This is a genomic window from Streptomyces sp. NBC_00620 (assembly GCF_026341825.1).
GTDB lineage: Bacteria > Actinomycetota > Actinomycetes > Streptomycetales > Streptomycetaceae > Streptomyces.
The window spans coordinates 2,059,411-2,070,389 of sequence record NZ_JAPENY010000001.1; the positions used below are offsets into that span (position 1 = coordinate 2,059,411).

Consider the following 10,979-nt stretch of genomic DNA (forward strand, 5'->3'; position numbering starts at 1 on the left):
TCGGTCCTAACCCTGCGCATGGTCTTGAGCATGGCCTTGAATGTGGCCTTGGGCAGGGAGTTGGCGCGTTCGCAGGCGCCGTGGATGCAGCAGATGGGTCAGGGGCCGTTTCCGTACGCGCTACGGTTCCTGCCATGCCCCGATCAACCGAAGCCGAGCCTTTGCCTGTCACCGCGGACGACGTGGACCAAGCTGTCCAGCTCGCCGTCAGTACTCTCCGGGAGGCGCCCCCGGAGGCCTGGGTCGGCAAGGCCGGCTCGCTGGAGTGGGACTGCTGGGAGACCGTCGAGCACCTCAGTGACGACCTCTTCGCCTACGCCGCCCAACTGGGTCCCAAGGAACCGCCCTTGGAGGGCGAGGTGCCGTTCGTCTGGGAGAGCCGAAGGCCCGGCGGTCCCGCGAACGCCATTCACGCGGACCGTGCGGCGGGGCCCGCCGGGCTGCTGCAGGTGCTGGAGGCGAGCGGCGCGCTGCTGGTCGCCATGGTGCGTACGACGCCGTCGCGGGTCCGCGCCCACCACAGCTTCGGGGTGTCGGACCCCGAGGGCTTCGCCGCGATGGGCATCGTGGAGACCCTGGTGCACACCCACGATCTGGCCGAGGGACTCGGGCTCACCTGGACCCCGCCCGCCGACCTGTGCTCGCGAGTCCTCAACCGGCTGTTCCCGGACGCCCCGTCGAACACGGACCCCTGGCCCACCCTGCTCTGGGCCACCGGCCGCACCGAACTGCCGGGCCACCCCCCCCTCACCACATGGCGGTGGCACGGGGCGCCCCGGTCGACGGAACTCTGATGCGGGAAACGTCGTATGTGAGGTTCCAGGGGACGATCCGCAGCGAGCGCGGTCACTTTCCCGGCGTTTTCGGATTGGCCAACGGCCTCGCACGTGAAGGCAGGCTCACAGAAGAGCAATTCCGGTTCTGGCGAGCCAACAACGACTGGTACGACGCCAATTACCCGAACCCCTCGGACAACGATCCCCTCGTCTATGACCACGAGACTCACCCTGGTGCCGTCGCCTGGTTCAAATCATCGGCCAAGGAACTCATCAAGCGGGTGGACGGGTACCTGGAACTCCTCGCCGCGCATGGCGTCGAGTGCCGGCGTGTGGAGTCGTCGGCACCAGGAAAGATCATCTACGAGGATGAGTGCCAGGTTGTGGTCGTCCCCCTGGAAGCGGCTGCATCGCGTGGCGCCGACCCTCGCGGAACGGCTCGGGAGGCAGCCGGCGACTCTCCGGGTCGGTGACGCCGGTGATCCAGGTGCCTCCCGAGTTCGGCCAGGTGGGCGGTTATCGGTGGTCGCGCCCCAGGGCCGAGTGTTCCCGTCAGTGCCGGTTCCTCGTCAGTGCCGGTTCCCCGTCATCCGCGCTGCCGAAGCCACCGTCGAGCGGGCCTCGCGGAGTGTGAGGCCGGTGTGGACGGCCGCGTCGATCAGGGCGGGGGTCAGGGCGGGGCCGATGCCGTTCTCGTAGGCGCGGCAGGCGGCCCAGAAGAGGCGGGTGTTGCGCTGGCCCGAGTGGGCCGCCAGGACGAACTGGATCAGGCCCTGGCCCTGCCCGTGGACGTCATCCGGTGTCGAGGCCGTCGGCTTGGCGTGCCGCGGTGGCGGCAGGAGCAGCCGCAGCAGGGCCGGCGGGCAGGGTGCGGGAGCAAAGTGGGCGGTGCCCGGGGCGGTGCTGTAGGCGCCGTGTTCGGTACGGGATCCGGGGCCGACGAGATAGCCGCCGGCGCCGCGGACGTCGATGCCGGGAGCCAGTCGGCTCGCCGAGTTGGGGACGGCCACGTCCGGCGGGCCGCTCAGCCACAGGTGGCGGCCGCCGCTCGGGGTGAGGATGACCACGGTCTCCGGGATGGTGAACAGGTGCCGCAGGGCCAGTTCGCGCAGAGCCGCTGACGACTCCGTACCGGACTTGGTGTCGAGGTCGATGCCGATCAGGTGGTACGGCGGCAGACCACAGGCGATGCCGTAGCCGGTGGCCCAGGGGGCGGCCGCGAAGAGCGCGCGGATACGGCGAGGGTCGGTCGAGGCGTCGTACACGCCGTGCCCGAAGCGGCCGCACTCGCCGTGGCAGACGGGCAGGCCGGCGGGGTCGGTTCGGTGGGGGGAGCGCAGTGCGGGGAGCTTCGTACGGGACAGCGGGATGACTGCGAGGCCGCGCTCGGCGGCGGACAGTGCGTGGGCCAGGGCCATGGTCGTGGCCTGCCGGTCGGTGGTGGTGGCCATGCCTCTATGTTCGTACGAGTGTTCGAAAAAAGGAAGAGGGTTCGGCAGGGCGCGGAGGCGGCGGTGGGCGTTTCGGAGGTTGCGGGAGAGATTGGCCGAAAATGTGCCGGAACGCTTCATCCCTTGCGGCGCCTGCCATCCGAACCCGCTCCCCGGCCTTGACCTGCGGCTTCGAGTCGGAGATGACGGGCGGAAGGTCGCGAAAGGCGTTTATCGACTTGTCCTCACGCTTCAGGGGGAATGCGTGCTTCCGGGGTGGTTCGCCGGGGATTCGGTGGGCAACTCTGGAGTCGCGACGTCGTGCACATCACCGAGGCGGTCGGCCAACTGCCTTGGGACAAGCCGTACTTCCCGGTTCACGCCGGTGCGTACATCTGGTTCTTCTGGAGGAATTCACATGGCAAGCATCCGTACCGCCCGCGTCCTCGCCGCCGTCGCGGCCCTGCCCCTCGCGGCCACCCTCTTCACGGGTGTCGCGGCGGCAGACAACGGCGCCTTCGCGGACGACGGATCGAACGCGGCGGTGGCGACCGTCAGCGGCAGCGGAGTCGGTGGTGACAACTTCGGAAACTCGTCCACCACACAGCAGCAGGCGGTCGGCTCCGGCGCCTCGAACCAGAGCAACACGGCCCAGGTGAACGGTTCCGCGTTCACGGCCATCGACCAGTCGAACAACGTCGTCAACTTCACCAACCTCTGGTGAGCCGGGGGCCGATGCGCTCTCATCGGCCCGGGAACTCCCGTGGGGGGCTGTGCTCTGTGGGGTGGTAACACGTCTGCGCGGCGGTGCTTCGGTGCCGTCGCGCAGGCGTTTTCGTGGGTCTACGCGCGCGCGTGCCCGGGTGCTTGAGGTTGTTCACGCGCGCCTGCCCAGGTGCTTGAGGGAGTCCGGCGAGGCTGCCCAGGCGAGTCCGGCGAGGGTGCTTGGATGCGTCCGGCGAAGCGGCTCGGGCGAGTCCGGAGGGGGGACTTGGGTGTGTCCGGCGACGGCTCCGGTGCGGGGCTCCGGTGACCTTGACAGTCGGCATTGTCTGACGGACAGTCAGAAACCCTTGTTCGTACGAGGTCCGGGAGGGCCGCCGCCGTGCACCTCGCCCCCACCGAGCGCCAGCAACGGCTGCGCGCCGAGCTCCGTACGTACTTCCGGGACCTGATGCCCGACGGTCCACCACCCGAGGACGACCCCGGGAGCCGGCGCGCGCTGCTGCGCCGTATCGGCGCCGACGGGATGCTCGGGCTCGGCTGGCCCGTCGCGTACGGCGGCCAAGGACGCGGCGCGGACGAGCAGTTCGTGTTCTTCGACGAGGCGTACCGAGCCGGCGCGCCCGTGTCGATGGTCACGCTGAACACCGTCGGGCCGACACTCATGAAGTACGGGAGCGAGGAACAGAAGGACTTCTTCCTGCCGCGCATCCTGAGCGGTGACCTCGTCTTCGCGATCGGTTACTCGGAGCCTTCGGCGGGGACGGATCTGGCCTCGCTCCGTACGCGCGCAGTGCGCGAGGGCGGGCACTGGGTGATCGACGGGCAGAAGATCTTCACCTCCAACGCCCAGAACGCCGACTGGATCTGGCTCGCCTGCCGCACCGACCCGGACGCGCCCAAACACCAGGGCATCTCCATCATCCTCGTGCCCACTCAGGCGCCCGGCTTCTCGTGGACGCCGATCGAGACGGTGGGCGGGCAGACGACCACGGCCACGTACTACGACGGGATCCGCGTCCCCGCCGCGAACCTCATCGGCGAGGAGAACGGCGGCTGGGGGCTCATCACCAACCAGCTCAACCACGAGCGGGTCGCGCTCGCCGCGATCGGCATGCAGGCCGAGGACTTCTACGCGGCCGCGCTGAAGGCCGCCCGCACACCCGATCCAGTGACCGGTCGGCGTCGGGTTGACGAGCCGTGGGTGCATTTTCAGCTGGCCGAGGCGCATGCCCTGATGGCGGCATCACGCCTGCTCAACTGGCGTTTGGTGGGGGATGTGGGGGCGGGCCGGCTGGCCCCGGGCGATGCGAGCGGCGTGAAAGTGGTGGGAACCGAATCGGCGGTCGCGGTGTACCGAATATGTCAGCAAATTGTCGGAGCGGACGCCCTGGTCCGCTCCGGTTCACCGGGGGCGTTCGGGGACGGCGAGCTGGAGCGGATGAACAGGGCGGCGCAGATCAACACGTTCGGGGGCGGGGTGAGCGAGGTGCAGCGGGAGATCGTGGCGACGATGCGGCTCGGGATGCGGAGGGGGCGGCGGTGAGCGACGAGAGCGACCACAGCGCTGAGAACGGCGAGAGCTACGAGATGGCGGTGCCGTCGCCGGCGTACGAGGAGCAGCTCAAGGCGTACGAAGGGCGTGCGGCCACCGTCGCGGGCGTGGGCAAGGACCCGGTCAACGAGCCGATGATCCGGCACTGGTGCGAGGCGATGGGCGACACCAATCCGGCGTACGCGGGGCCGGACGCCATGGCGCCGCCCACCATGCTCCAGGTGTGGACGATGGGCGGCCTCTCCGGGCACACGGGCCGTTCGGAGGCGTACGACGAGCTGTTCGCGCTCCTCGACGGCGCGGGGTACACCTCGGTGGTCGCCACCGACTGCGAGCAGGAGTATCTGCGCCCGCTGCGCCCCGGGGACGAGATCACCTTCGACGCGCTGATCGAGTCGGTCTCCGGGCGCAAGACCACCAAGCTGGGGACGGGGTACTTCGTCACGACTCGGATGGATGTGAGGGCGGGCGGGGAGCTCGCGGGGACCCACCGGTTCCGGATCCTCAAGTACGCACCGGCGCAGAGGAAGCGGGCCGAGCAGTCGAGTCCCAAGGACAGGCGGACGGAGCAGCCGAGTCCCAAGGACAGATCGAATCCCAAGGGCAGAAGGCCACGGCCGGTGATCAACCGGGACAACGCCGGGTTCTGGGAGGGCGTGGCCCGGCACCAGCTGCTGATCCAGCGGTGCGCCGGCTGCGGGGTGCTGCGGTTTCCCTGGCTGCCGGGGTGCAACGCGTGCGGCTGCCTGGAGTGGGACACGGTCGAGGCGAGCGGGGACGGCACGGTCTACTCGTACGTCGTCATGCACCACCCGCCCTTCCCTGCCTTCGACCCTCCCTATGCGGTCGGCCTGGTCGAGCTGTCCGAGGGCGTGCGGATGGTGAGCAACGTGGTCGGGGTGCCGTACGACAAGGTGCGGATCGGGATGCCCGTACGGCTCGAATTCCAGCGGTACGACGAGGAGTTGGAGCTGCCGGTCTTCCGGCCCGGTGGGACCGGCGAGGGTGGTGGAGGCTGACATGGACTTCACGCCCACGGAGGAGCAGGCGGCCGCCCGTGACCTGGCCGCGCGGATCTTCGGCGACCTCTCCACGCACGAGCGGCTCGCCGCGGCCGGGACCGGCAGCGACGCCGAGTTGTGGAAGGCGCTGTGCGCGGCCGGGCTCGTGACGGCCGTGACGGACATAGGGCTGCTCGGCCTGGTGCTCCTTCTGGAGGAGCAGGGGCGCACCACGGCCCGGGTGCCGTTCGCGGCGAGTTGTGTCTACGGGCTGCTGGCGGTGGCGGCCCACGGTTCACCGGAGCAGCGGGAGGGGCTGCTGCCGGGGATCGGGGACGGGACGGTGGTGGTGAGCGGGGCGATTTCCGCGCCGGGTGCCGTACGGGCCGGATCCCAGGGGCAGTTGAGCGGCATCGTCCCTGTAGTCCCCTGGTTGCGGGACGCCACCCATGTGCTCGTCGCGGACGACCGGCGCCGGCTGTGGCTGGTGCGGACCGCCGATGCGACGTGCGAGCCGGTGGAGCTGACGGCACCCTGGTCGGCGGGGCGGCTGACGCTGGACGGGACGCCGGCCGAGCGGCTCGGCGGCGCAGCGGGGGAGGAGTCCTCCGGCGGCACGGCGGGGGAGGCGATCTCCGGGGGTGCGTACGACGACGTACTGGCCACGTACGACGACGTACTGGCCACCGCGAGGACCGCCTTCGCGGGGCTGCAGGCCGGGGTGTGCGCGGGCTCGCTGGCCCGAGCCGTGGAGCACACCAACGCGCGCGAGCAGTTCGGGCGGCCGCTCGCCGCCAAACAGGGGGTCCAACTCCGGGCAGCCGACGCGTACATGGACACCGAGGCGATACGGGTGACGGCGTACGAGGCGGCCTGGCGTCGCGACGAGGGGCTGCCGTACGCGACACACGCACTGACCGCCGCCTGGTGGGCGTCGGAGGCGGGCCGCCGGGTGGTGCACGCGGGTCAGCATCTGCACGGCGGGACGGGGGCCGACCTGGAGCATCCCGTGCACCGGCACTTCCTGTGGGGGAGGCAGCTGGACGCGTATCTGGGATGCGGGAGCGAAGTACTCCAGGAACTGGGGGAGTTGATCGTGAGAGGGGAGGGGGAGGCATGAGGGCCGGGGGTGCGTGGGCCGGAGGAGTGAGAGCGGGCGCCGGAGATGCGAAGGGCGCAGATGAGGGGGCGGATGACATGAGGGCCGACGAGGTGAGGGTCGGCGACGCGCTGCCACCGCTGGAGATCGAGGTCACGCGCACGCTGATCGTGGCCGGGGCGATCGCGTCCCGGGACTACCAGGACGTGCACCACGACGCGGAGCTGGCGCGGCAGAAGGGCTCCCCGGACATCTTCATGAACATCCTGACCACCAACGGCCTGGTCGGTCGGTACATCACCGACCACTTCGGCCCGGACGCGGTCCTGCGCAAGGTGGCCATACGGCTCGGAGCGCCCAACTACCCCGGCGACACGATGGTGTTGACCGGCTCGGTCGAGGGGATCGCGGGCGGCACGGCGACGGTGCGGGTCGTCGGGGCGAACGGCATCGGCAGACATGTGACCGGGACGGTGACGGTCACCCTTCCGCCCGGGGAGACCTCATGAGCGTACGGACGCGGGACACCCTCGGCGGGCGGGCGGCGATCGTCGGGATCGGGGCCACCGAGTTCTCCAAGGACTCCGGGCGCAGCGAGCTGCGGCTGGCCGTGGAGGCGGTGCGGGCCGCGCTCGACGACGCGGGGCTCACGCCCGGGGACGTGGACGGGATGGTCACGTTCACGATGGACACCAGCCCGGAGATCACCGTCGCCCAGGCGGCCGGAATGGGGGAGCTGTCCTTCTTCTCACGCGTCCACTACGGAGGCGGGGCGGCCTGCGCGACCGTCCAGCAGGCGGCGCTCGCGGTGGCGACCGGGGTGGCCGAAGTGGTGGTCTGCTACCGGGCGTTCAACGAGCGGTCGGGGCGGAGATTCGGTTCCGGGGTGCAGCAGCGGGAGCCGTCGGCGGAGGGGGCGGCGCTCGGGTGGGCCCTCCCGTTCGGGCTGCTCACGCCCGCGTCCTGGGTGGCGATGGCGGCCCAGCGGTATCTGCACACGTACGGGCTGACGCCGGAAGCGTTCGGCCATGTCGCCGTGGTGGACCGGAAGTACGCGGCGACGAACCCGGCGGCCTACTTCCACGGCAGACCGATCACGCTCGACGAGCACGCGGCCTCGCGGTGGATCGTGGAGCCGCTGCGGCTGCTCGACTGCTGCCAGGAGACGGACGGCGGCCAGGCGCTGGTGGTCACCTCCGTGGAGCGGGCCCGCGATCTGTCCCATCCCCCCGCGGTGATCGCGGCCGCCGCCCAGGGCGCCGGCCGCGCACAGGAGCAGATGACCAGCTTCTACCGGGACGACCTGTCAGGGCTGCCGGAGATGGGGGTAGTGGCACGCCAACTGTGGCGGACGGCCGGGCTGGCGCCGGCGGACATCGACGTCGGGATTCTCTACGACCACTTCACGCCGTTCGTGCTGATGCAGCTGGAGGAGTTCGGGTTCTGCGCACCGGGGCAGGCCGCGGACTTCGTCGCCGAGGAGCGGCTGCCCCTCAACACGCACGGGGGACAGCTCGGGGAGGCGTATCTGCACGGGATGAACGGAGTGGCGGAAGCGGTACGACAGCTGCGGGGCACCGCCGTGAACCAGATACCGGGCGCCCGCCACACCCTAGTTACCGCGGGTACCGGGGTTCCCACGTCGGGGTTGATCCTGGGGGCGGACAGGCCCTAGAACGCCCGGCTTCGGCGGAGGTGACTCGCGGAGACCGGCACTGCCCCGCGTACTACCGTCGTACTCGTCTCTCAGGGGTGAACCCTCAGGGCGCAGGACCCGCTCGTCCACCTTCAGGAGGTGGGGGCAACCCCCCTCCTACAACCTGAGGCGGACAACGCTTCGGGACCTGCGGCCGATCCGCGAGAGTAGGGCTCGATCCTAGCGTGGAGCCATGACCACACCCGTCTGCACCAGCGCTTCGAACGCCGCGACGCGGACCCTTCCGTACGCGCCTTACCCGTCGTTCGCGTCGTACGTGAAGGCCCGCCAGCCGGTGCTGCTGCGTACCGCCCGGTCGCTGACCGCGAACCCGTGCGATGCCGAGGACCTGTTGCAGACCGCACTCACCAAGACGTATGTCGCGTGGGAGCGGATCGAGGACCACCGGGCCCTCGACGGTTACGTACGGCGGGCGCTGCTGAACACGCGGACGTCGCAGTGGCGCAAGCGCAAGGTCGACGAGTTCGCCTGCGAAGAGCTGCCGGAGCCGGAGGGGGCGCCCGTCGGGGACCCCGCCGAGCAGCAGGCGCTGCACGACGCGATGTGGCGGGCGATCATGAAACTGCCGGCGCGGCAGCGGGCGATGGTCGTCCTGCGGTACTACGAAGACCTGAGCGAGGTGCAGACGGCGGAGGTGCTCGGTGTCTCCGTCGGGACGGTGAAGTCGGCGGTGTCGAGGGCGCTGGGCAAGCTGCGGGAGGACCCTGAGCTGGAGCCCGTCCGGTAGCGACCCCGGATCCCGGGACGGCGTCGGCCTTCCTCCTCGACATCCGTCCCGATTGCCTGCCCTCTGGACCTCCGAAAGATCACCACGGCCTGATCGATCATCCCGGGTACTAGTGACATACCACGCGGTATGTGCGCAGAATCAGCCCAACCCTTACCACCGCGTAGGCAATGTCGCCCCCGGGAGGAACGCCGTGCTGAGCACGATGCAGGACGTACCGCTGCTGATCTCGAGGATCCTGACCCATGGGTCGGCCATCCACGGAACGTCACAGGTGATCACCTGGACCGGCGAGGGAGAGCCGCAGCGCCGTTCCTACGCCGAGATCGGTGCCCGAGCCGCGCAGCTCGCGCACGCCCTGCGTGACCTCGGAGTAGAAGAGGGGCATGCGACGGGGACGCTGATGTGGAACAACGCCGAGCACGTGGAGGCGTACTTCGCGATCCCCTCCATGGGCGCGGTCCTGCACACGCTCAACCTCCGCCTCCCCGCGGAGCAGCTCGCCTACATCGTCAACCACGCCGCCGACCGCGTGATCATCGCCAACGGCTCGCTGCTTCCGCTGCTCGCGCCGCTCCTCCCCCATCTGCCGACGGTCGAGCACGTCGTGATCTCGGGGCCCGGTGACCGCTCGCTGCTCGACGGGGCGACCGCGCGGGTGCACGAGTACGAGGAGCTCATCGCGGGCAGGCCGACGACCTACGACTGGCCCCAGCTGGACGAGCGTACGGCCGCGGCCATGTGCTACACCTCCGGCACGACGGGCGACCCCAAGGGCGTCGTCTACTCGCACCGTTCCATCTACCTGCACTCCATGCAGGTCAACATGGCCCAGTCGATGGGCCTCACCGACCAGGACACAACCCTCGTCGTCGTTCCGCAGTTTCATGTCAACGCCTGGGGTCTGCCGCACGCGACCTTCATGACCGGCATCAACATGCTCATGCCGGACCGCTTCCTCCAGCCCGCGCCGCTCGCCGAGATGATCGAGAGCGAGAGGCCGACGCACGCAGCGGCCGTCCCCACCATCTGGCAGGGCCTGCTCGGCGAACTGACCGCCAAGCCGCGCGACGTCTCCTCCCTCACCCAGGTCACCATCGGTGGCTCCGCCTGTCCGCCCTCGCTCATGGAGGCCTTCGACAAGCTGGGGATGCGGGTCTGTCACGCCTGGGGCATGACGGAGACGTCGCCGCTGGGCACGATCGCCCGGGCGCCCGCCCATGCCGTGGGCACGGACGCGGAGTTCGCGTACCGGCTGACGCAGGGCCGTTTCCCGGCAGGCGTCGAGGCCCGCCTCACCGGCCCCGGCGGCGAACGCCTCCCCTGGGACGGCGAGTCCGCCGGCGAACTGGAGGTCCGCGGCCCCTGGATCGCGGGCGCGTACTACGGCGGCCCGGGCGCAGAACCCCAGCGCCCCGCGGACAAGTTCAGCGAGGACGGCTGGCTCAAGACGGGCGACGTCGGCACGATCAGCGCCGACGGCTTCCTGACCCTCACCGACCGCGCCAAGGACGTCATCAAGTCGGGCGGCGAGTGGATCTCTTCGGTCGACCTGGAGAACGCGCTGATGTCCCACCCGGACGTCGCCGAGGCCGCCGTCGTAGCCGTCCCCGACGACAAGTGGGGCGAGCGCCCCCTCGCCACTGTCGTCCTCAGGGAAGGCGCCACCGCCGACTTCGACACCCTCCGCGCCTTCCTCGCCAGCGAGGGAAAGATCGCCAAGTGGCAGCTCCCCGAGCGCTGGACGATCATCGAGTCGGTCCCGAAGACGAGCGTCGGCAAGTTCGACAAGAAGGTGCTGCGCAGGCAGTACGCCGCGGGTGAACTGGACGTCACACAGATCTAGGGCTCGTATACGGGGCTTGGGCGGTGTTTCACGTGAAACACCGCCCAAGCCCCGTATGTACGACGTCAGTTCGCGCCCCGATGCGTGCCCGGCGCGGCAGGTCGG

The 10,979-nt window shown here is 70.2% G+C and carries 11 protein-coding genes; 10 read left to right on the top strand and 1 reads right to left on the bottom strand.

What is annotated here, in order from left to right; all coding sequences use genetic code 11:
* Positions 1-134 precede the first annotated feature (134 nt).
* Complete coding sequence (locus OG246_RS09435; protein WP_266458663.1) at positions 135-794, top strand: hypothetical protein; 660 nt, start codon at positions 135-137, stop codon at positions 792-794.
* The gene (locus OG246_RS09440; protein ID WP_266458665.1) at positions 794-1,249 is read left to right on the top strand and encodes a hypothetical protein; all 456 of its coding nucleotides are present in this window, start codon (positions 794-796) and stop codon (positions 1,247-1,249) included. The genes OG246_RS09435 and OG246_RS09440 overlap by 1 nt, the downstream gene beginning before the upstream one ends.
* 96 nt (positions 1,250-1,345) lie before the next feature.
* On the opposite strand, the gene OG246_RS09445 is transcribed toward OG246_RS09440, so the two are convergent.
* Positions 1,346-2,227, bottom strand: a complete 882-nt coding sequence (locus OG246_RS09445; protein ID WP_266458667.1) for a bifunctional DNA primase/polymerase — start codon at positions 2,225-2,227, stop codon at positions 1,346-1,348.
* 397 nt (positions 2,228-2,624) lie between these two features.
* On the opposite strand from OG246_RS09445, the gene OG246_RS09450 reads away from it, so the two are divergent.
* The 8 genes from OG246_RS09450 to OG246_RS09485 all read left to right on the top strand — a co-directional run bounded on the left by OG246_RS09450 (position 2,625) and on the right by OG246_RS09485 (position 10,874).
* On the top strand, positions 2,625-2,930 hold the full coding sequence (locus OG246_RS09450; protein WP_266458669.1) for a hypothetical protein: 306 nt from the start codon (positions 2,625-2,627) through the stop codon (positions 2,928-2,930).
* Positions 2,931-3,311: 381 nt separating this feature from the next.
* The gene (locus OG246_RS09455) at positions 3,312-4,475 is read left to right on the top strand and encodes an acyl-CoA dehydrogenase family protein (protein ID WP_266458672.1); all 1,164 of its coding nucleotides are present in this window, start codon (positions 3,312-3,314) and stop codon (positions 4,473-4,475) included.
* 44 nt (positions 4,476-4,519) lie between these two features.
* Positions 4,520-5,503: a bifunctional MaoC family dehydratase N-terminal/OB-fold nucleic acid binding domain-containing protein gene (locus OG246_RS09460; protein WP_266464012.1), complete on the top strand. Its 984-nt coding sequence runs from the start codon at positions 4,520-4,522 to the stop codon at positions 5,501-5,503.
* A gap of 1 nt (position 5,504) precedes the next feature.
* Positions 5,505-6,605: an acyl-CoA dehydrogenase family protein gene (locus tag OG246_RS09465; protein WP_266458675.1), complete on the top strand. Its 1,101-nt coding sequence runs from the start codon at positions 5,505-5,507 to the stop codon at positions 6,603-6,605.
* Positions 6,606-6,697: 92 nt separating this feature from the next.
* Positions 6,698-7,093, top strand: coding sequence for a MaoC family dehydratase (locus tag OG246_RS09470; RefSeq protein ID WP_266464015.1), 396 nt, complete (start codon positions 6,698-6,700; stop codon positions 7,091-7,093).
* Positions 7,090-8,259 carry a lipid-transfer protein gene (locus OG246_RS09475; RefSeq protein ID WP_266458678.1) on the top strand — a complete coding sequence of 390 codons (1,170 nt, stop codon included), beginning with the start codon at positions 7,090-7,092 and terminating at the stop codon, positions 8,257-8,259. The genes OG246_RS09470 and OG246_RS09475 overlap by 4 nt, the downstream gene beginning before the upstream one ends.
* A gap of 214 nt (positions 8,260-8,473) precedes the next feature.
* On the top strand, positions 8,474-9,028 hold the full coding sequence (locus OG246_RS09480; RefSeq protein WP_266458681.1) for a SigE family RNA polymerase sigma factor: 555 nt from the start codon (positions 8,474-8,476) through the stop codon (positions 9,026-9,028).
* 193 nt (positions 9,029-9,221) lie between these two features.
* Positions 9,222-10,874 carry a long-chain fatty acid--CoA ligase gene (locus tag OG246_RS09485; protein ID WP_266458684.1) on the top strand — a complete coding sequence of 551 codons (1,653 nt, stop codon included), beginning with the start codon at positions 9,222-9,224 and terminating at the stop codon, positions 10,872-10,874.
* The last annotated feature ends 105 nt before the right edge of the window (positions 10,875-10,979 follow it).

Coding starts and splice junctions, on each gene's coding strand:
- OG246_RS09435 (WP_266458663.1), top strand. CDS start 135: ATGCCCCGATCAACCGAAGCCGAGCCTTTGCCTGTCACCGCGGACGAC.
- OG246_RS09440 (WP_266458665.1), top strand. CDS start 794: ATGCGGGAAACGTCGTATGTGAGGTTCCAGGGGACGATCCGCAGCGAG.
- OG246_RS09445 (WP_266458667.1), bottom strand. CDS start 2,227: ATGGCCACCACCACCGACCGGCAGGCCACGACCATGGCCCTGGCCCAC.
- OG246_RS09450 (WP_266458669.1), top strand. CDS start 2,625: ATGGCAAGCATCCGTACCGCCCGCGTCCTCGCCGCCGTCGCGGCCCTG.
- OG246_RS09460 (WP_266464012.1), top strand. CDS start 4,520: ATGGCGGTGCCGTCGCCGGCGTACGAGGAGCAGCTCAAGGCGTACGAA.
- OG246_RS09465 (WP_266458675.1), top strand. CDS start 5,505: ATGGACTTCACGCCCACGGAGGAGCAGGCGGCCGCCCGTGACCTGGCC.
- OG246_RS09475 (WP_266458678.1), top strand. CDS start 7,090: ATGAGCGTACGGACGCGGGACACCCTCGGCGGGCGGGCGGCGATCGTC.
- OG246_RS09480 (WP_266458681.1), top strand. CDS start 8,474: ATGACCACACCCGTCTGCACCAGCGCTTCGAACGCCGCGACGCGGACC.